General features: G+C 45.6%; 21 protein-coding genes. 14 read left to right on the top strand and 7 right to left on the bottom strand.

Going from position 1 to position 20667, the window contains the following annotated elements:
• The first annotated feature begins 28 nt into the window (after nucleotides 1–28).
• The 6 genes from nudF (at nucleotide 29) to parC (ending at nucleotide 7053) form a co-directional block, all read left to right on the top strand.
• Nucleotides 29–676: an ADP-ribose diphosphatase gene (gene nudF, locus VJL_RS12155; protein ID WP_038866210.1), complete on the top strand. Its 648-nt coding sequence runs from the start codon at nucleotides 29–31 to the stop codon at nucleotides 674–676.
• 3 nt (nucleotides 677–679) lie between these two features.
• Complete coding sequence (locus tag VJL_RS12150) at nucleotides 680–1123, top strand: DUF1249 family protein (protein WP_038878249.1); 444 nt, start codon at nucleotides 680–682, stop codon at nucleotides 1121–1123.
• 61 nt (nucleotides 1124–1184) lie between these two features.
• On the top strand, nucleotides 1185–1991 hold the full coding sequence (cpdA, locus tag VJL_RS12145; RefSeq protein ID WP_038866216.1) for a 3',5'-cyclic-AMP phosphodiesterase: 807 nt from the start codon (nucleotides 1185–1187) through the stop codon (nucleotides 1989–1991).
• A gap of 57 nt (nucleotides 1992–2048) precedes the next feature.
• Nucleotides 2049–2633 (top strand): esterase YqiA, encoded by a 585-nt coding sequence (gene yqiA, locus VJL_RS12140; protein WP_038878247.1) that lies wholly within the window; start codon nucleotides 2049–2051, stop codon nucleotides 2631–2633.
• A gap of 247 nt (nucleotides 2634–2880) precedes the next feature.
• Nucleotides 2881–4761, top strand: a complete 1881-nt coding sequence (parE, locus tag VJL_RS12135) for a DNA topoisomerase IV subunit B (RefSeq protein ID WP_038866219.1) — start codon at nucleotides 2881–2883, stop codon at nucleotides 4759–4761.
• A 3-nt stretch (nucleotides 4762–4764) separates the two neighbouring features.
• Nucleotides 4765–7053: a DNA topoisomerase IV subunit A gene (gene parC / locus VJL_RS12130; RefSeq protein WP_038878246.1), complete on the top strand. Its 2289-nt coding sequence runs from the start codon at nucleotides 4765–4767 to the stop codon at nucleotides 7051–7053.
• A gap of 38 nt (nucleotides 7054–7091) precedes the next feature.
• Here the strand turns inward: parC and degS are convergent, their stop codons facing one another.
• The 3 genes from degS to zapG form a co-directional block, all read right to left on the bottom strand.
• Nucleotides 7092–8159, bottom strand: a complete 1068-nt coding sequence (degS, locus tag VJL_RS12125; protein WP_038866223.1) for an outer membrane-stress sensor serine endopeptidase DegS — start codon at nucleotides 8157–8159, stop codon at nucleotides 7092–7094.
• A gap of 180 nt (nucleotides 8160–8339) precedes the next feature.
• Nucleotides 8340–9707 (bottom strand): Do family serine endopeptidase, encoded by a 1368-nt coding sequence (locus VJL_RS12120; RefSeq protein ID WP_038866225.1) that lies wholly within the window; start codon nucleotides 9705–9707, stop codon nucleotides 8340–8342.
• Nucleotides 9708–9906: 199 nt separating this feature from the next.
• Nucleotides 9907–10350, bottom strand: coding sequence for a Z-ring associated protein ZapG (gene zapG / locus VJL_RS12115; RefSeq protein ID WP_038866227.1), 444 nt, complete (start codon nucleotides 10348–10350; stop codon nucleotides 9907–9909).
• A 197-nt stretch (nucleotides 10351–10547) separates the two neighbouring features.
• Here zapG and zapE point away from each other — a divergent pair, with 197 nt between their 5' ends.
• From zapE to sspB, 8 genes are all read left to right on the top strand, one after another.
• Complete coding sequence (zapE, locus tag VJL_RS12110) at nucleotides 10548–11651, top strand: cell division protein ZapE (protein ID WP_038878244.1); 1104 nt, start codon at nucleotides 10548–10550, stop codon at nucleotides 11649–11651.
• Nucleotides 11652–11905: 254 nt separating this feature from the next.
• Nucleotides 11906–12334 carry a 50S ribosomal protein L13 gene (gene rplM, locus VJL_RS12105; RefSeq protein WP_005436093.1) on the top strand — a complete coding sequence of 143 codons (429 nt, stop codon included), beginning with the start codon at nucleotides 11906–11908 and terminating at the stop codon, nucleotides 12332–12334.
• A 15-nt stretch (nucleotides 12335–12349) separates the two neighbouring features.
• Nucleotides 12350–12742: a 30S ribosomal protein S9 gene (gene rpsI, locus VJL_RS12100; protein ID WP_038866232.1), complete on the top strand. Its 393-nt coding sequence runs from the start codon at nucleotides 12350–12352 to the stop codon at nucleotides 12740–12742.
• 564 nt (nucleotides 12743–13306) lie between these two features.
• On the top strand, nucleotides 13307–13897 hold the full coding sequence (gene petA, locus VJL_RS12095; protein ID WP_038866234.1) for a ubiquinol-cytochrome c reductase iron-sulfur subunit: 591 nt from the start codon (nucleotides 13307–13309) through the stop codon (nucleotides 13895–13897).
• Nucleotides 13897–15162, top strand: a complete 1266-nt coding sequence (locus tag VJL_RS12090) for a cytochrome b (RefSeq protein WP_038878242.1) — start codon at nucleotides 13897–13899, stop codon at nucleotides 15160–15162. The genes petA and VJL_RS12090 overlap by 1 nt, the downstream gene beginning before the upstream one ends.
• Nucleotides 15159–15896 (top strand): cytochrome c1, encoded by a 738-nt coding sequence (locus tag VJL_RS12085; protein WP_038878240.1) that lies wholly within the window; start codon nucleotides 15159–15161, stop codon nucleotides 15894–15896. The genes VJL_RS12090 and VJL_RS12085 overlap by 4 nt, the downstream gene beginning before the upstream one ends.
• A gap of 97 nt (nucleotides 15897–15993) precedes the next feature.
• Complete coding sequence (gene sspA / locus VJL_RS12080; protein ID WP_005436105.1) at nucleotides 15994–16629, top strand: stringent starvation protein SspA; 636 nt, start codon at nucleotides 15994–15996, stop codon at nucleotides 16627–16629.
• Nucleotides 16630–16651: 22 nt separating this feature from the next.
• Nucleotides 16652–17134, top strand: coding sequence for a ClpXP protease specificity-enhancing factor (sspB, locus tag VJL_RS12075; RefSeq protein WP_038866241.1), 483 nt, complete (start codon nucleotides 16652–16654; stop codon nucleotides 17132–17134).
• A 52-nt stretch (nucleotides 17135–17186) separates the two neighbouring features.
• Here sspB and VJL_RS12070 read toward each other — a convergent pair whose 3' ends face one another.
• From VJL_RS12070 to VJL_RS12055, 4 genes are read right to left on the bottom strand one after another with little or no spacing between them, the layout of a single operon-like run.
• Nucleotides 17187–17861 (bottom strand): BON domain-containing protein, encoded by a 675-nt coding sequence (locus tag VJL_RS12070; RefSeq protein WP_038866243.1) that lies wholly within the window; start codon nucleotides 17859–17861, stop codon nucleotides 17187–17189.
• A gap of 22 nt (nucleotides 17862–17883) precedes the next feature.
• Nucleotides 17884–18474, bottom strand: coding sequence for a phosphoheptose isomerase (locus VJL_RS12065; RefSeq protein WP_038866245.1), 591 nt, complete (start codon nucleotides 18472–18474; stop codon nucleotides 17884–17886).
• Between the two features lie 3 nt (nucleotides 18475–18477).
• On the bottom strand, nucleotides 18478–18846 hold the full coding sequence (locus VJL_RS12060) for a YraN family protein (RefSeq protein ID WP_038878239.1): 369 nt from the start codon (nucleotides 18844–18846) through the stop codon (nucleotides 18478–18480).
• Complete coding sequence (locus VJL_RS12055; RefSeq protein WP_038878238.1) at nucleotides 18833–20644, bottom strand: penicillin-binding protein activator; 1812 nt, start codon at nucleotides 20642–20644, stop codon at nucleotides 18833–18835. Before VJL_RS12055 ends, VJL_RS12060 begins: the two co-directional genes overlap by 14 nt.
• Between the last annotated feature and the right edge of the window lie 23 nt (nucleotides 20645–20667).

Below are 20667 nucleotides of genomic sequence, written 5' to 3'. Positions count from 1 at the left end.
CTACAAGATTCACTCAGAGAGGTGTTGAATGCAACAGTGTGACAAGCAACAAAATGATTTTACTCCCCAAGATGTGGAAATAATCTCAAAGGAAACCGTGTTTAAAGGTTTCTTTAAAATGGTGAAATACCGTTTTAAGCATAGATTATTTGCTGGTGGTTGGAGTGGGATTGTCGAACGAGAAATGTTCGAACGTGGTCATGCTGCGGCCATGCTCCCGTATGATCCTGTGACTGATCAAGTTGTGATCATTGAACAGATCCGAGTTGGGGCATTGGAACATTCATCTCCTTGGCAATTCGAAATTGTTGCAGGAATGATAGACCGTGATGAGTCCGCTGAAGAAGTGATTCGTCGAGAAGCAGAAGAGGAAGCAGGGATCCAAGTGGGACGCGTCACCTCGGTTACTTCTTATTACCCTTCTTCTGGTGGTTGCTCGGAAAAATTAGATGTGTTCATTGGAGAAGTGGATGCAACTAAAGCGCATGGCATTCATGGTTTAGACTATGAGAATGAAGATATTCGTGTTCATGTACTGAGTCGCGAAACTGCGTATCAATGGGTGAAGGATGGAAAATTCGAAAATGGTGCTTCTATCATTGCATTGCAATGGTTACAACTTAACCATCAAGAATTGAAATCACAATGGGGAGTTTCCCCAATCGGTGGAGAATAAGTAATGGCACAAGTAGCGGTAAAACAGCGATACCATGTTGACTTAGCGGGTCTGATGAGAACTTATGAGACCAACTACGCTAAGCTCAATGCTTTGCTGCCTGCTTCTGCCGAAGTTGGTGATATTCGTTGTTATCAAGCAGCGAACATGGTTTACCAACTGACCGTGAATGAAATCACAAAATACACCACAGTTGTTGAGATATGTCAGAGTGATGAGATGCCGGTGTTTCCTTTACCGACGATGTCTGTCAGGCTTTATCACGATGCAAGAGTTGCTGAAGTATGCTCAAGCGGAGAGTTCTCTCGTATCAAAGCTAAATATGATTATCCCAACGACCAGTTGATGCAGAAAGATGAAAAACATCAACTTAATACGTTCCTTGGTGAATGGCTGACGTTCTGTTTACGAAGTGGCATTAGTCGATCGCCACTTGCCTTCAATTGATTGTCACGTCACTAAGGGAAAATAACAAAAAATTAAATAGTGGACGAATCAGGTTTTCATTTTGCAATCATCTAGTGACAGCATAAAGCTTATACAAATCACGGATACTCATCTGTTTGCCGCAGATGAGGGCAGTTTGCTGAGCGTAAGAACCGCCGACAGCTTTGAAGCCGTGGTGAAAGAAGTTCTTCATCGTCAAGTGCAGTTTGAATACATCTTGGCGACGGGTGATATTTCACAAGATCACAGTGCCGAGTCTTACCAGCGTTTTGCCGAGGGTATTGCGCCGCTGGAGAAAGCGTGTTTTTGGTTGCCTGGCAATCACGACTTCAAACCAAACATGGGGACGGTTCTACCATCACCTCAAATTCAATCTGTTGAGCACCTTTTGCTGGGTGAACATTGGCAGTTGATCTTGCTAGATTCACAAGTTGTGGGCGTGCCTCATGGGCGTTTAAGTGATCAGCAACTTTCCCTATTAGAAGAAAAGTTGTCTGACTACCCAGACCGACACACACTTGTGTTATTGCACCATCACCCGTTGTTAGTTGGTAGTGCTTGGCTTGACCAGCATACACTGAAGGATGCTGAAGCATTTTGGCAAGTTGTAGACCGTTTTGAGAACGTAAAGGGCATTTTGTGTGGTCATGTGCACCAAGACATGAATGTTCTTTATAATGGTATTCGAGTGATGGCAACACCTTCAACCTGTGTGCAGTTTAAGCCGAACTCCGATGACTTTGCGTTAGACACAGAGTGCCCAGGGTGGCGAGAATTAGAACTTCACCCGAGTGGTGACATTTCTACTGAGGTTAATCGCCTGACGGATGGGCAGTTTCAGCCAGACTTTACCTCAAACGGCTACTAACCAAATATCACGCCCGAACTTTATGTTCGGGCTTACTTTTTCTTCTGTGAGGCTTTTATGAGCAAACCGGCGCTACTACTGTATATCCATGGTTTTAACAGTTCGCCACTTTCAATGAAGGCGAATTTGATGAAAGAGTACTGTGAACAGCAGCGCCCAGACATTAAAGTTGTTGTGCCTCAATTGCCATGCTTTCCACAACTTGCCGCTCAATGTCTATTAGAGATTGTTGAGCAATATAAAGGTGACTATAACATTGGTTTAGTGGGCAGCTCTCTGGGGGGCTACATGTCTACGTGGTTGAACGCGCAATTTGGTTTTCGTGCGGTCGTTGTTAACCCTGCGGTTAAGCCTTATGAGCTGTTGATAGACTATTTGGGGGAGCAAACTAACCCATACACGCACGAAACCTATACACTTGAAGCTTGTCATATTGACGAGCTGAAAGCTCTTGATGTAAAAAGCATCGCGTCGCCTCAATCCTTCTGGCTGTTACAGCAAACAGAAGATGAGGTTCTGGATTATCGCCAAGCGGTAGAGAAATTTACCGATGCTAAGAAAAGCGTAGAAGAAGGCGGTGATCACAGTTTTATTGGCTTTGAGCGTTATCCTGCTCAAATCATTAAATTCTTAAATTTGTGATTTCTAGAGCGATTGGAATAGGCTCATAGTTTTTATTGATATATCCAACCGTTTCTTGACATAGCGGGTATGCTTTCCGACTATGTTTTGCCGAAAAGATCTTAGGGGTGTAAAGCCCTGACTACTTTGTTATGCATGACCGATCAATGAGAAGGGTGCTGACGGGGTAGCTTTTTCGTTTCTCGAGTATCGCTCACCCATCGGTGAGGCTCGGGTTACAAGTAAACTTTGAGAACAATTCCGTATTATGACTGAACAATATAATGCTGGTGCCATTGAAGTACTGAATGGCTTAGAGCCAGTACGTCGCCGACCAGGGATGTATACGGATACAGCGCGCCCAAACCACTTGGGCCAAGAAGTTATCGATAACAGTGTCGATGAAGCGCTAGCCGGACATGCCTCAAAAGTACAAGTCATCCTACATGCTGACCAATCACTAGAAGTGATCGATGATGGTCGAGGCATGCCTGTTGATATCCACCCAGAAGAGAAGGTTTCAGGTGTTGAACTGATCCTATGTAAGCTTCACGCGGGTGGTAAATTCTCTAACAAGAACTATCAATTCTCTGGTGGTTTGCACGGTGTAGGTATCTCTGTTGTAAACGCGCTGTCTAAGCGTGTGGAAGTGACCGTACGTCGTGACGGTCAAGTGTATGAGATTGCTTTTGAACACGGTGATAAAGTTTCTGACCTGACGGTTGTCGGCACATGTGGTCGTCGTAACCGTGGCACCAGTGTGCACTTCTGGCCAGATGCTAAGTACTTTGATTCTGCAAACTTCTCAGTAACTCGTCTGGTGAATAACCTGCGTGCGAAAGCAGTACTTTGTCCTGGCCTAGAAATTACTTTCACAGATAAAGTAAACAACAAAGACTACAAATGGTTCTACGAAGATGGTTTGAAAGACTATCTAGCGGAAGGTGTGAAAGGTTATACCGTTCTGCCAGAAGAACCATTTACTGGTGAATTCTCAGCCGAAACAGAAGCAGCAAATTGGGCCGTGATCTGGCAGCCAGAAGGCGGCGAGATGATCACCGAGAGTTACGTGAACCTTATCCCGACTGCGCAAGGTGGTACACACGTAAACGGCCTTCGCCAAGGTTTGCTTGATGCAATGCGTGAGTTCTGTGAATTCCGTAACTTGTTGCCTCGTGGCGTAAAACTAACTGGCGATGATGTCTTCGACCGTTGTTCATACGTCCTGTCGGTTAAGATTCAAGATCCACAGTTTGCCGGTCAGACTAAAGAGCGTTTGTCTTCTCGTCAAACCGCTGCGTTTGTATCTGGTGTAGTGAAAGATTCATTCAGTCTTTGGTTGAACGAAAAACCACAACTTGCAGAGCAACTTGCTGAAGTTTGTATCGCGAACGCGCATCGTCGTATGCGTGCGAGCAAAAAGGTTGTACGTAAGAAGGTAGCATCTGGTCCTGCACTGCCTGGTAAGCTAACGGATTGTTCAGTACAAGACTTAAACCGCACAGAAATCTTCTTTGTAGAGGGTGACTCGGCGGGCGGTTCTGCCAAACAAGCTCGTGATCGTGAGTTCCAAGCGGTGATGCCACTGCGCGGTAAGATCCTAAACACGTGGGAAGTCTCTGCAGACCAAGTTTTGGCTTCTCAAGAAGTTCATGACATCTCGGTAGCTTTGGGGATCGACCCAGACAGCGACAACCTAGACAGCCTTCGCTACGGTAAGATCTGTATCCTTGCCGATGCGGACTCGGATGGTCTGCACATCGCAACGCTATTGTGTGCACTGTTCACACGTCACTTCCGTGCGCTGGTTGAAGCTGGTCATATCTACGTAGCGATGCCGCCTCTGTACCGTATCGACTGTGGTAAAGAAGTATTCTATGCCCTCGATGATGACGAAAAAGATGGCGTATTAGAGCGCTTGTCGAAGAAGAAAGCCAAAATCAACGTGCAACGATTCAAAGGTCTGGGTGAGATGAACCCACTTCAGTTGCGCGAAACTACCATGGATCCAAATACGCGACGTCTGGTTCAGTTAACCATCGATGATTCTGCGGCGACCATGGAAATGATGGACATGTTGCTTGGTAAAAAACGAGCAGATGACCGTCGCACTTGGCTACAAAGCAATGGCGATATGGCAGAGGTTTAACGGATGTCTACAGAAATTACTTATGATGGCGTTGAACAGTTGCCAATGCGCAAGTTCACTGAAGACGCTTATCTGAACTACTCGATGTACGTAATCATGGATCGCGCATTGCCATACATTGGTGATGGTCTAAAACCGGTTCAACGACGCATCATTTACGCAATGTCAGAGCTTGGTCTTTCGGCATCAGCGAAATATAAAAAATCAGCACGTACCGTTGGTGACGTACTGGGTAAATACCATCCGCATGGTGACTCAGCGTGCTACGAAGCGATGGTACTCATGGCTCAGCCATTCTCTTACCGTTACCCATTGGTAGATGGTCAAGGTAACTGGGGTGCGCCAGATGACCCGAAATCATTCGCTGCAATGCGTTATACCGAAGCAAAACTGTCCAAGTTTGCTGAAGTTCTACTAGGCGAGTTAGGTCAAGGCACGGTTGAATGGCAACCAAACTTTGATGGCACGATGAAAGAGCCACAAATGTTGCCTGCGCGTCTGCCTCATATCCTGCTAAACGGTGTAACTGGTATCGCGGTTGGTATGGCGACGGATATTCCGCCTCACAATGTTCGTGAAGTAGCAGATGCAACCATCCACTTAATCGACAACCCGAAAGCTGAACTGCCTGATGTGATGCAGTTTGTGAAAGGTCCAGATTACCCAACGGAAGCAGAAATTACTTCACCACAAGCAGATATCGAGAAGATTTACCGTAACGGCCGCGGTAGTATCAAGATGCGTGCGGTATGGCACAAAGAAGGTTCTGATATCGTCATTACTTCTCTGCCACACCAAGTATCGGGTGCGAAGTTACTAGAACAAATCGCGAACCAAATGCGTGCGAAGAAGCTACCAATGGTAGACGACCTTCGTGACGAATCGGATCACGAGAACCCAACGCGAATCGTCGTTGTGCCTAAGTCAAACCGCGTTGACTGTGATTTGTTGATGAATCACTTATTCGCTTCAACGGATCTTGAGCGCAGCTTCCGCGTTAACTTGAACATGATCGGTCTCGATAACCGTCCTCAAGTGAAAGGTCTGGTACAAATTCTGTCTGAGTGGATTGAGTTCCGTCGTACTACTGTGCGTCGTCGTCTACAATATCGCCTAGACAAAGTGATGGCTCGTTTACACATCTTGGAAGGTTTGTTAGTTGCTTACCTAAATCTAGATGAAGTGATTGAGATCATTCGTACTGAAGACGACCCAAAAGCGGTCTTGATGGAACGCTTTGGTATTACTGATATCCAAGCGGATGCGATTCTAGATACTAAACTTCGTCATCTAGCAAAACTAGAAGAGATGAAGATCCGTGGTGAACAAGACGAGCTAGAAAAAGAGCGTGAGAAGCTAGAACAGCTATTAGGCTCTGAGCGTCGTCTGAACACACTACTGAAGAAAGAGATTAAAGCGGACGCAGAGAAATACGGTGATGACCGTCGCTCTCCATTGGTTGAGCGTGCAGAAGCAAAAGCGTTGACTGAGCGTGACCTAGTACCAAGTGAGCCAATCACAGTGGTTCTTTCAGAGAAAGGCTGGATTCGCCATGCGAAAGGCCACGATGTTGATGCAGAAGGCTTAAGCTATAAATCTGGTGATAACTACCTTGCGCATGCTCGCGGTAAGAGCAGCCAACAAGCGGTGTTCTTCGGTAGCGATGGCCGAAGCTACTCATTAGAGTCACACTCGCTACCATCAGCGCGAAGCCAAGGTGAGCCGATTACTGGCCGCCTGAACATCACGGCTGGTAGCAGTATTCGCCAAGTGATCATGGGTGAAGATGAGCAGCTATGGCTGGTGGGTTCTGATGCGGGCTATGGCTTTGTATGTAAAGGCTCTGAGCTACTGTCTAAGAACCGCAGTGGTAAGGCACTCGTGACGCTACCGGCCAACTCTGAGGTGATGACACCGAAGACGATTGCGGATCTGGATTCGGATGAAATCTTAGCAATCACCAACCAAGGTCGTATGCTGTTGTTCCCTATTAAAGACCTGCCGCAATTGGCGAAAGGTAAAGGCAACAAGATCATCAATATTCCAGCGGCGAAAGCTAAAGAGCGCGAAGAGGTTCTGTCTCACTTGATGGCATTGCCACAAGGTGCTTCTCTGACGTTGTATGCCGGTAAGCGCAAGTTGGGATTGAAACCAGCGGACTTAGAAAACTTCCGTGGTGAACGTGGCCGCCGAGGTAGCTTATTGCCGAGAGGCTTGCAGCGCGTAACGCGTATTGAAGTGGATATGGGGGGAGCCTCAGACACTTCAGAAGAGCCAAGTGATAGCGAGTAACACACAAACAAAAATCCCAGCCAATGGCTGGGATTTTTTTATGCTTCTTGTTTGTCTTCGGCGATGGTGACTTTTACGTTCATCTCTTTACCCTTGCGGATAATCCCAACGTCGACTGACGTTCCTGGTCGTAAGTCAGTGACAATGTCCATCACGCTTTGTCGCCCTTGAACTTTGGTGCCATTGATACTGATGATGATGTCTTGTTTCTCAAAGCCAGCAGCACTTGCAGGGCCATTTGGATCAATGCCAAGTACGACAATGCCACCAATGTGCTCATTGCCCAATAGACGAGCGGTCACGGCGTTAATATCTTGTCCATCAATACCGATATAGCCACGGATTACTCGGCCATCTGCGATGATCTTCTGCATGATCTTGTTGGCGAGCGGTGCCGGAATGGCAAACGAGATACCGTAGGTTTCAAGGTCTGTCGCTTGTTGGAATGACGCGGTATTGATACCGACCAGTTCACCTTGAGTGTTCACCAATGCACCTCCGGAGTTACCCTCGTTGATTGCTGCATCGGTCTGAATAAAGGCTTGTCGACCATCACTGATTGATGAACGACCTGTCGCAGAGATAATGCCGAACGTTGTGGTTTGTCCCAAGTTGTAAGGGTTACCAATAGCCAGTACAACATCGCCCACCTGAGGCTTATATTCAGAGTTCAGAGGGATAACCGGTAGGTTAGAGCCTTCGACACGCAAAATCGCGATATCTGTGCGTTTGTCAGTCCCCACCAACTGTGCGGCTGCCACTCGGCCATCTTGAAGTGCGACAACAATTTGGTCTGCTTGCGCCACTACATGATAGTTCGTGATGATGTAGCCTTTCTCACTTACGATCACGCCGGAACCCAAGCCTTGTGTAGAAAGCTTGCTGCGGTCGTTTTCAACGTATTTTCGGCTGTAGATATTTACTACGGCAGGTGCGGCTTTTCTCACGGCTTGATTAAAAGACACTTCAAGTGAGGCGATATTACTCGGTTGTGTATCAACAAGGGCGTCAGGAATGACATTGCTACGCAAAGAAGGGACAGCGAGCAACACTATGACGGCAGTTGCTAAGCCTAAAAAGACAGAACGTAACAAAAAGCTAAGCATAACCTCTCCATGATTGGGCGCCCGATTGGGATAGAAAAGAGAAGGATAGCACTACATTGAAAAATAACAAAAGGGCAAGACGTGATTGCCTTGCCCTTTTAAAAAACCATGACATACAAGGTAAAGTATAGGAGTGTTCTCGAATAAAACGGAGAAGCACTCATCGCTCTTGTTGATGGATTATCGAATAACTAAGTAAACCGTGCGGTCTCCACGTTGAACATTGATTGCTAACACGCCTTTGTGCTTCTCAACGATGGCGCGCAGCTCCGCTAAGTTCTTCACGCGTTTGCGGTTCACACCAATGATGATATCGTCTTGCTCAAGTTGGTACTGTGCTGCAGGTGAGTTCTCGACCACGCTGGTCACCTTGACCCCTTGAATCTTATCGTTTGGTGTCGTGTTACTTAACTCGGCACCTTTTAAGCCCTCATGCAACGTTTCAGCCTTCGCTTTGATATTGGTAGACTCGCCTAAAGTGACATCAAAACTCTTGCTCTTACCGTCACGAATCACACCAAGTTCAATTTTTTTGCCAGCACCTAGTGTTGCAACTTTGGCGCGAAGTTCAGAGAAGGTATCAATCGATTTACCATTGACGGAAACAATCACGTCTCCGGCTTTCAAGCCTGCTTTATCAGCGGCACTGTCTGGGACCACTTGACTAACAAAAGCGCCTTTGCTTGACTCGTAACCTAGTGCTTCTGCCAATTCTGAAGTGACTTCACCACCCTGAACGCCCAACATACCGCGTTTCACTTCACCAAACTCTAGAATTTGATCCGTTAGGTTTTGCATCATGTTGGATGGAATGGCAAAGCCGATACCAACATTACCGCCATTTGGGCCTAGGATTGCGGTATTAATACCAATCAGTTCACCATTGAGGTTCACTAATGCGCCGCCAGAGTTACCGCTATTGATAGCCGCATCGGTTTGAATGAAGTTCTCAAAGTTCTCCACGTTTAAGCCGCTTCGGCCAAGTGCAGAAACAATACCAGAAGTGACCGTTTGTCCTAGACCAAATGGGTTACCAATTGCCACGGTAAAATCACCCACACGCAATGCGTCTGAATCTGCCACTTTAATTTGAGTTAGGTCTTTCGCCTTTTCTAATTTAAGCAAGGCAATGTCCGACATTTCGTCACCGCCAACCAATTCTGCGTCGTACTCTCTACCATCGTAAAGGCGAACTCTAATATCATCTGCGCCTTTTATTACGTGGTAGTTTGTTACTATCTGACCTTTCTTCGCGTCAATGATCACGCCTGAGCCCAACCCTCGGAATGGACGTTCTCGAGTTTGTTCTGTTGGAAATTCAGGGCCAAAGAAAAACTGAAACTGTTCTGGAATACGGCTGGTTTGCACCTGTTTGCCCTCTACCGCAATGCTGACGACCGCAGGGGTCACTTTTTCTAGCATAGGTGCAAGGCTTGGTAATTGCTCACCATCAACACTTAAAGGAAGTGCTGCCGTAGCTGAGATTGGGGTGATGATTGAACTTAAGCTTAAAGATAGAACGGTTAACGCAAGCAACGGTTTTTTCATCCAATAACTCCTCTTGAAACCAGTCTGCCAAAAAGAAATATCCTAACCATTATGTGTTTAAGTATTGGTCTGGATAATCGAAACGGGGTGGCAGGTCACTGCAAGTTAGAGATGAGTTGCTTAAGAAAAGTTCAAAAAGGGTCAACACAAATTGATAAGAAATGAATATGTATTGACCCAATAGGAAGAAGAGAGAAGATTAAGAGGCTTTTGCTGTGACGGCTTCAGGTGCGTCGATGATCTCTTTTTCTTTATCTTTCAAAAGGCCGGTTGCGCCATTGGCATAGTCTTTTGGTTGTTCATTGACTTCAGATGGTTGCTCTTCAATTTGCTCTGAAGACATCGCCGTTTTCTTGTCGAATGGGTTGTCTTGCTCAGGCAAGTTTGGCAAGAGTTCTGATGAAGTCTTTGCCATATGTTGGTACAGCTTAGTGTAATCTTTACCTAGCGTATCCAACATTTCTGCGGTTTGTGCAAAGTGATCGACCAGCTCTTGACGTTGTTGCTCTAGTTCAAATTTGGCTGCTTCTAGCTCTTTTTGCACAGACTTTTGTTTTTTGTATTCGGGGGTGGTTAGTCTACTAATGACTACGCCTACGATTGTACCGACCAGCAAACCCACAATGGCATAAATCCAAGGCATAACTGCTCCTTATAGTTGTTTTAACAAGTCTTTTACTACTTAGTTACACGCGGTGCTTGTCCATGTTACTATGGCTTGAACAGCCGATAAAGAAAAATAGCGGTATGTCTTCGGGGACTGATATCCACATCTCTCTATTCCTAATGCTGACCCCGAGGTGACAAAATTTCTCTGTACCTCTGATACGACCCAGTGCCATGACACCATTAAAACGATACCAACAAGACATAGCCAAGCATGGATTCCAACGTGATGAAGCGCAATATAGCGCGGTCGTCGCTTTAGATGAACTTTACCATGCCATCGCCGACTTTCAGTCTACACCTATTCCTCAGCTTAGCACTTGGCAAAAGTTACTAGGTAAAAAAGTCGAGATGCCAGAACCTCCTAAAGGACTGTACTTTTGGGGAGGTGTAGGGCGCGGTAAAACTTACCTTATGGATGCTTTTTTTGACGCCTTACCAACAGAAAGGAAAATGAGGGTGCATTTTCATCGCTTTATGTACCGAGTACATGATGAATTAAGGCGTTTAGGTGATGTAGAAAATCCGCTTTCTAAAGTGGCAGACTTGTTTAAGAAAGAATCAGATATTGTTTGTTTTGATGAGTTTTTCGTTTCAGACATTACCGATGCAATGATCTTAGCGACGTTGCTTCAAGAGATGTTTAAACGTCAAATGATTTTGGTCGCGACCTCGAATATTGAACCTCAAAATCTATATCGCAATGGTTTGCAACGCGCACGTTTCATGCCTGCAATTGCCATGATCTTAGAGCGTTGTGATGTGCTCAATGTCGATAGTGGTGTGGACTACCGTTTAAGAACCCTAGAGCAAGCTGAGATTTACCATTACCCACTTGATGAGCAAGCGTCCGTTAACCTTAATCAATACTACCAACAGCTGATTGGGGAAAGAAAAGCCGCAACGAATACGATTGAAGTGAATCATCGCGAGGTTGCAGTGATTGAGGCCAGTGATGGTGTGTTGCATGCTTCTTTTGCTCAGTTGTGCCAAACTCCGCGTAGCCAAAATGATTACATTGAGCTGTCTCGAATCTACCACACCGTATTGCTTGCGGACGTGATGCAGATGGACCGTAAAGTCGATGATGCAGCAAGGCGCTTTATTGCGTTAGTCGATGAGTTTTACGAGAGAAACGTGAAATTAATCATTTCCGCCGAAGTGGCGATGGAGGCGCTTTATAGCGATGGGCTACTGGAATTTGAGTTTAAGCGTTGTTTGTCTCGATTAACTGAGATGCAGAGTCGCGAATACCTAGCGAGAGAGCATCTGGCGTAAAAAACAGCAACTCATCTTAAAAAAGTGAAGAAAAAATTAGTGATTTGGCGCAAAAAAAGGTGATTTTTTCTTCGCTCTTCTCTATAATCCTGCGACCCACCGTTACTGCAGACCTGAATATCGAAGTTATTTCGGCATAGAAGGTCGAGAGAACCAACGACTCGAAGGGGTGATGACTGGGCTCTTAGACAGTGTGGGAACACAATACTGTGTTCCTTTAAAGTTTAAAATTTAATTAACGGGTTATTATTAGCATGAAAACTTTCGTTGCTAAACCAGAAACTGTAAAACGCGACTGGTATGTTGTAGACGCAGAGGGTAAAACTCTTGGCCGTCTAGCAAGTGAAATTGCATCTCGCCTACGTGGCAAACATAAAGCTGAGTACACTCCTCACGTTGACACTGGTGATTACATCATCGTTATCAACGCTGAGAAAGTTGCTGTAACTGGCAACAAAGCTAAAGGCAAAGTGTACTACCGTCACTCTGAATTCCCAGGTGGTCTAAAATCTATCACTTTTGAAAAGTTGATCGATCGTAAACCTGAGATGGTTCTTGAGCTAGCAGTTAAAGGCATGCTTCCACGTGGTCCTCTAGGCCGTGCTATGTACCGTAAGCTTAAAGTTTACGCGGGCGCTGAGCACAACCATGTTGCTCAACAACCACAAGTACTAGACATCTAATTGGGGATTTCGAAAATGGCAGAGAATCAATACTACGGCACTGGCCGTCGCAAAAGCTCAGCTGCGCGTGTTTTCATCAAACCAGGCAGCGGCAACATCGTAATCAACAAGCGTAGCCTTGATGAGTACTTCGGTCGTCCAACTTCTCGCATGGTTGTTAAACAACCTCTTGAGCTAGTTGAACTAACTGAGAAGCTAGACCTATACGTTACTGTTAAAGGTGGCGGTATTTCTGGTCAAGCTGGTGCTATCCGTCACGGTATCACTCGCGCTCTTATGGAGTACGATGAGTCTTTCCGTCCTGCTCTACGTGCAGCTGGTTACGTTACTCGTGACGCTCGTTGCGTTGAACGTAAGAAAGTTGGTCTACGTAAAGCACGTCGTCGTCCACAGTTCTCTAAGCGTTAATTTCCTCTTACTGGAAATTATGCTTTTCCAGAGTTTCTCTGGATACTGTGTACCAAAGCTCGGCTATATGCCGAGCTTTTTGTTTTTATAGCCTTCTGTTTTTATAACCTCAGTTAAACGTCTGTTTTTTGTTTCCCGTCGCTTCAGCATCTCTCCTTAATATCCTGGCAACATTTGTTTGTCTAATGTACCGCTTTATGCAATTTATTCGTGCTACAAATCGCACATGATAAAAGTGGAGAGTACCTTCACATTCTTGAAATATCTTTCTGCTTAATCCGCTGAAAACAACCGAAATAAAAGGCGTTAGCTCTTGTTTTTAGTCGTTATTCGTTTCGCTTTCTTGTTACAAATCACATCTATTTTTTATAATTTTGCCGCTTTTGTGACGGCGTGGGCGATTTGCCTCACAAATGTTACAAAAAGGTAGCTTTATCTTGTCAAAAAGTAGGGTTTTCTTTATCATTTCCCCCCAATAAATAGAACTAAATTCATAATTTGTTAGCCATGCTCTTATAAGCGGAATAATAACGATCCAAAGGGAGCAAATGGGAGAATGTTTGGATGAGCAACGCGCCTTTAAATAACGGTCGCAGGCGTTTTCTAACCGCTACAACGGCAGTTGTTGGTGGCTTAGGGGCAGCTGCCGTCGCCGTTCCTTTTATCAAATCATGGAACCCGAGTGCCAAAGCGAAAGCTGCTGGCGCGCCGGTGGAAGTGGATATCAGTAAAATTGAACCAGGCCAAATGGTCCGTGTTGAGTGGCAGGGTAAACCTGTATGGGTAGTACGCCGAACTCAAGAAGTGGTCGATAATCTTAAGAGTATTGATGGTCAGCTTCGTGACCCGCAATCAGAAATGGAACAACAACCAGTTTATGCTCAGAACGAGTACCGCTCGATCAAACCTGAGTATTTTGTGGCGGTTGGTTTCTGTACTCACTTGGGCTGTTCACCTACTTACCTACCAGATACGTTCTCAGAACAAGTACAAGGCGTTAAGTCGGGCTTCTTCTGTCCTTGTCATGGTTCTAAGTTTGATATGGCTGGTCGAGTGTTCCAGGGTGTTCCAGCGCCACTGAACTTGGTCGTTCCTAAGCACATGTACTTGAGCGACACCAAGCTCATGATCGGTGTTGATGAGGGAGATGCATAATGCAAGCGATATTAGACTGGGTAGAAAAACGTATTCCAGCGATGAATGCTTATAAAAAGCACTTGTCTGAATACCCAATGCCAAAGAACTTCAACTTTTGGTACCTTTTCGGTTCCTTGGCAATGTTGGTACTTGTTAACCAGATTCTTACAGGTATTTGGCTAACGATGAACTACGTTCCGTCTGGCGATGGCGCGTTTGCTTCTATCGAATACATCATGCGTGATGTTGAGTACGGTTGGCTATTGCGTTACATGCACTCAACTGGCGCTTCGGCGTTCTTTGTCGTTGTGTACCTACACATGTTCCGTGGTCTGATCTACGGTTCTTACCAAAAGCCTCGTGAGCTACTGTGGATCTTCGGTATGTTGATCTTCTTGGTTCTAATGGCAGAAGCGTTCATGGGTTATCTACTACCATGGGGTCAGATGTCATATTGGGGTGCCCAGGTAATCATTTCTCTATTTGGTGCGATTCCTGTTATTGGCGACGACTTAACGCTATGGATCCGTGGTGACTACATCATCTCAGGTGCAACACTAAACCGTTTCTTCGCACTGCACGTAATTGCACTGCCTATTGTTCTGCTTCTTCTTGTTGTGCTACACGTACTGGCCCTGCACGAAGTCGGCTCTAACAACCCTGATGGTATCGAAACGAAGCTACCAAAAGGCTCTATGGGTGACGATTACAATACGCAATTTAAGTTCCACGAATACTACACGAAGAAATACGACATCATCGACTCAATTCCTTTCCATCCATACGGTACGGTTAAGGATCTTGTTGGTGTTGCTGGCTTCTTGTTCTTCTTCTGTTATGTATTGTTCTTCAACCCAGAAATGGGTGGCTACTTCCTTGAACCGCCTAACTTTGAGGCAGCAAACCCATTGAAGACACCTGAGCACATCGCTCCGGTATGGTACTTCACGCCGTTTTACGCAATCTTGCGTGCGGTTCCAGACAAACTATTGGGTGTAATCCTAATGGGCGCGTCTATTGTGGTGCTGTTTGTTCTTCCTTGGCTGGATCGCTGTAAAGTACGTTCGTACCGTTACCGTAGTAAGATCCATCTATTTAATATTGTTCAATTCACTATCGCCTTTATTGCTCTGGGTATTTTGGGTGCATTGCCGGCAACGCCGTTGTACACGATTCTGTCTCAGATCTTTAGCTTGTGTTACTTCATGTTCTTTGTATTGCTGTTCTTCTACAGCAAAAATGAAGCAACCAAACCATTACCAGAGAGGGTGACATTCAAATGAAGAAGTGGATTGTAATTCTATTTGCTATGCTGCCGTCTCTTGTTATGGCAGCGGGTGCCAACGTTCCGTTAGATAAGGCGAACGTGGACTTAACGGATAAGGCTTCGCTGCAAAATGGCGCGAAACTATTCATGAACTACTGTTTTGCTTGTCACTCAACGCAATACCAGCGTTACGAGCGTGTTGCGACAGACTTGGATATTCCGATTGATCTAATGAAAGAAAACCTGATCTTCGATCCAGAAGCAAAGGTTGGTGATCTAATGGTAAATGCAATGCCTGCGAAGCAAGCGGCTGACTGGTTTGGTGCTCCGCCACCAGACTTAACTTTGGTTGCTCGAGTTCGTGGTGCAGATTGGCTATACACTTACCTGCGTTCTTTCTATGTTGACCCATCTCGTCCATTTGGGGTGAACAACATTGTATTCCCAAGTGTTGGTATGCCGCATGTGCTTGAAGAGCTTCAAGGTATTCCTATGCCAGTTTACGGCACTAAAATCGTAGATGGTGAAGAAGTACAAGTCGTTGTTGGCACACAAACCAGTGGTACTGGTGAGCTAAGTTCTGGCGAATACGACAAAGCAGTCGGCGACCTCGTGAACTTCTTGGTGTACTCCGGTGACCCTGTTCAACTAGAACGTCATGCAATTGGCTGGTGGGTAATGGGCTTCCTAGTTCTATTAACTATCGTTGTCGTGTTGCTCAAGAAAGAGTATTGGCGTGATGTGCATTAATTGTGCTATCATACCGTGCTAATTCCCAATTTTAATTGACGAATAATGGAGGCTAGCGCCTCCATTATTTTTATTTGTAAGTGTACTGGAGGGCTCCATGGCTGTAGCTGCCAATAAACGTTCTGTGATGACTCTTTTCTCGAGTGCATCAGATTTGTATAGCCATCAGGTTCGCATCGTACTAGCTGAAAAAGGCGTAAGCGTTGAAGTTGAGCTTGTAGATGAAGCAAACCTTCCTGCTGAGCTTGTAGAGTTAAACCCATACAAATCAGTGCCAACTCTTGTTGACCGTGAGCTAGCTCTTTACGATTCAAAAATCATCATGGAGTACCTGGACGAGCGTTTCCCTCATCCACCTCTAATGCCTGTTTACCCAGTAGCTCGTGGTAACAGCCGTTTGATGATGTACCGTATCGAACGTAACTGGTACTCGCTCGCTGAAAAAGTGGTTAAGGGTAACGCGGAAGAATCAGAAAAAGCGCGTACTAAACTACGTAATGATCTTCTGACTCTAGCGCCTATCTTTGCTGAGTACGAATACTTCATGAGTGAAGAGTTCAGCCTAATCGATTGTTACCTAGCACCACTATTGTGGCGTCTACCTCAACTAGGTATTGATCTTGTTGGCCCTGGCTCAAAAGAAATCAAGGTTTACATGAACCGCGTGTTTGAACGTGATTCATTCCTAGCTTCTCTAACAGAAGCTGAACGTGAAATGCGCCTAGTTCGCTAATTAACGGTTCAGTTTACTTGTTATGGATATTGCTAAAATGACTGCTCGCCGTCCGTATATGCTTCGTGCATTTTACGATTGGCTAGTAGACAACGACTTAACTCCGCACTTGGTTGTAGATGCAACTATGCCAGGTGTGCGTGTACCAGTTGAGTTTATTCAAGATGGTCAAATCATCTTGAATATTGCTCCACGTGCTGTTGGTCATCTAGAGTTGGGTAATGATGCGATTACCTTTCAAGCCCGCTTTAGTGGTCGCCCGCATTCCGTTATCGTGCCAGTGTATGCTGTTCAAGCTATCTATGCTCGCGAGAATGGCGCTGGGACTATGTTTGAGCCTGAAGAAGCTTACACTCACATCGAAGAAGAAGGGATTGTTGAGGAAGATGTATCTCCAACGTTCTCTACCGTAAGCGATGAGCCTTCTGAGGCTGCGGAAACCGAATCGGAAGAGGAAGAAACGCCTCGCCCGAAAGGCAGACCAAGCTTAAGAGTTATCAAATAAAAAAAGCAGCGTTTACGCTGCTTTTTTCTTTTCATTTATCTACGCTGCAACACTAATTCACGTCAGTTTCTTCTATCGGCGTTGCTTTTGTTGTGGTATTCAAGTCACTGACTTCAGCTTCTTGGCTTTTCACCACTTCGGACTCTTCTACTTCGAGTGGTTTTTCATCGCCGTATTGGAACCCTTTAATGACTTGTTTTACTCCAGAAATGTTTCGTGCGATATCAGTTGCTTTCTGACTTTGCTCAGGTGTCACGTAACCAAATAAGAATACGTCGCTGTCTTCGGTAATGACTTTTACTTTCACACCGTTTAGATCGCTGTCAGTCAACAAGGCGGATTTTACTTTTGTGGTAATCCAACTGTCGTTGCTGATTTGAGTTACGCTCAGTGGCTCTTTCTGTTTAATTTGATTATGGATGTTCTCAACGCCATCAACTTCACGTGCTCGATTTTCAAACTCATTGATGAGCTCTTGAGTCGGTGCTTGTCCCATTAGAACAACCGTTCCGTTGTATGCGCTAGCGACGATACGAGCCTTGCCTTTGAAGGGGGCTTTGTTACCGATGGCCGCAACTTCGAATTCGATGTTGTTGTCTTGCCAAATCTCTTTGGTGGTTCGCGTATCAGTGACGATATTGGCAGTTGTCGCTGCCCCGGCAATAAATAAACCTGCACAACCACTCATACTGAGTGCTGCACATAAAATGACAAGACTACGTATCATAATTCTAAACTCTCAATCTGGATTATTCTTCGTGAGCAGGGAAAAGTACTTGGTCGATTAGATCGCACAGGCAGTGAAGTGTCACCATATGAACTTCATGAATGCGCGCTGTACGGTGGGATGGAATACGAATTTCAACGTCGTGCTCACCCAGTAGACCAGCCATCTCACCACCATCTTTACCCGTAAAAGCAATGATCGTCATGTCGCGAGTTACTGCGGCTTCCATTGCTTTAATGACGTTTTTGCTGTTGCCACTGGTTGAGATCGCCAACAAGATATCGCCCGGTTGACCAAATGCGCGTACTTGCTTAGAGAAGATCTCTTGGTAGTGGTAATCGTTCGCTACAGCAGTCAATGTTGTGTTGTCTGCTGTTAAAGCCATTGCTGGAAGGCTAGGGCGTTCAGTTTCGAATCGGTTCAAAAGGCAAGAGACAAACTGTTGCGAGTTCGAAGCACTGCCACCGTTGCCACAGCATAGGATTTTGTTGCCATTGAGCAGGCTCGACACCATTGCTTGAGCAGCGTGAGTGATGGCATCTGGCAGCGCTTCTGCTGCCGCAATTTGAATTTGAATACTTTCTGTAAAACTGTCTTTAATGCTGTCTAGCATCGTTTATCCTTCAGAGATTGCATTTTGTATCCAGTTAATGTCTCTACCACTGTCGTGAATGGCGACCACATCAAACCGATAATCTATATTTTGTGCCATACGTTTTTGCTGGCTTAGCCAAATTTGGGCTGTTTTGACTAGTTTACGCATTTTTGCGCGAGTGACCATCTCTGCTGCTGAGCCAAAGCGATCATTATTACGATATTTGACCTCAACAAAGACGATAGTTTCACCTTGTTGGAAGATTAAATCAATTTCGCCGACTTTGGTCAGAAAGTTTTGAGCTATAAAGCGTAAACCCTGACGCTGCAAATATTGCTTCGCCAGGGTTTCGTATTGATCACCGATTTGTCGCTTGCTAAAGAGCCCCACGCTCGGCCCAGTCTAGCTCGCGTTGCACAACACAGTTGTTGTCAATGCTAAGTACACCTGTTTGGCCGCTTACTGAGTAACCCGACAGAAGCTTCATCTGTGGTAACTCACCAATGAGCTTATAGGCGTCCATACCAAGTGCTTCTAAACGTTTTTCCATGTTGGATTGATCTGACCATAACTCGTTCATTTCTGCCATAACGGTAGGGTCAGGGTTGATCAACATTGGAATGTCACTGTAAGCCACACCAGATAGATCTTCATACGTTGCACCACCACTGTTACTGCGTGAATTTGAGAACAGTTTTGGTGGCTTCGCATCTGGGTTAATCGCTACTTCAATAAAGGGCTTAATCAGTGTTAGCTCAGAGCTTCGTGCGACAATGTAAACCGCATCGACATCACGACGACTGCGTGGTGGGCTCTCTAAAGAAATACGCATCAGTGACTGCATTTGGGCTATACGCTGCTGGCTCTCTTGTAGACCGAATACATTGTTAATGTTCTTCTGTAACTGACGTTTATCGCCAAAGTAGCTCGAAGCCACTTTATTTGAGCTGTACTTGCGCCACTCTTCATTGAAGGCTTCAACCACACGCTGACCGTAGGCGCCATTCGGGGCCAAGATCATTGGGAATTGGTAGCCCTGATTGAAAAGGTACTTCGCCGCTTGTGCGACTTCTTGCTCTGGAGACAGTGCTAGGTAACACATGTCTGTTCCTGGTTGAACGTCCTCTGGGATGTTCAATGCCAGTGCTGGGATCTTCACGCCGGTTTCTGAGCCATCTAGTGTTGCTTGCAGTTTCTCAACGTTTTCTTTCTGTAGTGGTCCCACAACAAAGTCGATATTCTCATTGATTAAGCGCTGTTTGATTTGGTCTGCACTGTACGCGTGAGTATCAATTACGGTTAACGTTGCACTTGGGTCGCGTACATCATCATTCATCATTGCGAAGATGAAACCATCACGGATCAACTGAGCTTGCGGTGCAAATTTACCGGTTAGTGGTAACAACAGCGCTGTATTGTTTGGTTTCACAATATCCAGCGACAAGATATTTTGGATTTCTGCTGGCGTATAAACCGCAGCTGGGTGTGATGGATTTTCGTCTAACCAGCGCTCTAAGGTGTTTTGTAATTGAGGTAAGTTACTTGAAAGTGTTTTGGCGTAGATAGCTAATTGCAGCCACCCGTCCAGCACATCTTCATTTGGCGCTGTTTGCAATGACGTTAATTCGTTTTCAGAATAGCTGCCAAAATTCATCCAAATTCGGCTAGAGATCTCACGTTGTTCTGCGGATGAAGCATATTGACCTTGAGCTACGAGCTGACGGTTTGCTTCGAACGGTTGGTTCAGACTTTGATAAGCGTCAGCACGCAATTGGTAGTAGTCTTTCCACTGCTCACTTGGCAGCTTCCACCATGATTGGAAGTTCAACGTTTGCAGCAATTGAGAGTAATTGCCTTGCTTTTGTTGTATGGTCGCTCGAGCCAGTTGCCATTCAGCTTGTTGAACTTCGGTCAATTGCTGGCGGCCAAGTCGCTTGATAAGCAACTCTGCTTGATCCAATTCGTTGGCTTGAATCGCCGCTTTTGCAGCCATGATCAACCAGTCGTTTTGTAGGCTACCTTCCGTGCTATCAGCTTGAATCATGTAGTTCTGAGCAGACTGTGTAGGCTCTAGTGTAATGTCTACGCTATCTGGTTGGCGCGGGCCTGAAGAACAGGCGGCGAGCGTAATTGCCAGTGCAACAGGAGTGAGTAAGCGTGGTACACTGAGTCTCTTATGGTTCATCATTGCCGTGAGTTCTCTATAATTTT

It is taken from the genome of Vibrio jasicida CAIM 1864 = LMG 25398 (assembly GCF_000400365.1).
Taxonomy (GTDB): Bacteria; Pseudomonadota; Gammaproteobacteria; order Enterobacterales; family Vibrionaceae; genus Vibrio; species Vibrio jasicida.
Note: the sequence above shows the minus strand (reverse complement) of the source record. Positions and strands in the feature narration are given on the sequence as shown.

Coding starts and splice junctions, on each gene's coding strand:
- VJL_RS12120 (WP_038866225.1), bottom strand. CDS start 9,707: ATGAAAAAACCGTTGCTTGCGTTAACCGTTCTATCTTTAAGCTTAAGT.
- zapE (WP_038878244.1), top strand. CDS start 10,548: ATGACACCATTAAAACGATACCAACAAGACATAGCCAAGCATGGATTC.
- VJL_RS12055 (WP_038878238.1), bottom strand. CDS start 20,644: ATGATGAACCATAAGAGACTCAGTGTACCACGCTTACTCACTCCTGTT.
- VJL_RS12070 (WP_038866243.1), bottom strand. CDS start 17,861: ATGATACGTAGTCTTGTCATTTTATGTGCAGCACTCAGTATGAGTGGT.
- sspA (WP_005436105.1), top strand. CDS start 15,994: ATGGCTGTAGCTGCCAATAAACGTTCTGTGATGACTCTTTTCTCGAGT.
- yqiA (WP_038878247.1), top strand. CDS start 2,049: ATGAGCAAACCGGCGCTACTACTGTATATCCATGGTTTTAACAGTTCG.
- degS (WP_038866223.1), bottom strand. CDS start 8,159: ATGCTTAGCTTTTTGTTACGTTCTGTCTTTTTAGGCTTAGCAACTGCC.
- petA (WP_038866234.1), top strand. CDS start 13,307: ATGAGCAACGCGCCTTTAAATAACGGTCGCAGGCGTTTTCTAACCGCT.
- VJL_RS12065 (WP_038866245.1), bottom strand. CDS start 18,474: ATGCTAGACAGCATTAAAGACAGTTTTACAGAAAGTATTCAAATTCAA.
- rplM (WP_005436093.1), top strand. CDS start 11,906: ATGAAAACTTTCGTTGCTAAACCAGAAACTGTAAAACGCGACTGGTAT.
- parE (WP_038866219.1), top strand. CDS start 2,881: ATGACTGAACAATATAATGCTGGTGCCATTGAAGTACTGAATGGCTTA.
- parC (WP_038878246.1), top strand. CDS start 4,765: ATGTCTACAGAAATTACTTATGATGGCGTTGAACAGTTGCCAATGCGC.
- rpsI (WP_038866232.1), top strand. CDS start 12,350: ATGGCAGAGAATCAATACTACGGCACTGGCCGTCGCAAAAGCTCAGCT.
- VJL_RS12085 (WP_038878240.1), top strand. CDS start 15,159: ATGAAGAAGTGGATTGTAATTCTATTTGCTATGCTGCCGTCTCTTGTT.
- VJL_RS12150 (WP_038878249.1), top strand. CDS start 680: ATGGCACAAGTAGCGGTAAAACAGCGATACCATGTTGACTTAGCGGGT.
- nudF (WP_038866210.1), top strand. CDS start 29: ATGCAACAGTGTGACAAGCAACAAAATGATTTTACTCCCCAAGATGTG.
- sspB (WP_038866241.1), top strand. CDS start 16,652: ATGGATATTGCTAAAATGACTGCTCGCCGTCCGTATATGCTTCGTGCA.
- VJL_RS12090 (WP_038878242.1), top strand. CDS start 13,897: ATGCAAGCGATATTAGACTGGGTAGAAAAACGTATTCCAGCGATGAAT.
- zapG (WP_038866227.1), bottom strand. CDS start 10,350: ATGCCTTGGATTTATGCCATTGTGGGTTTGCTGGTCGGTACAATCGTA.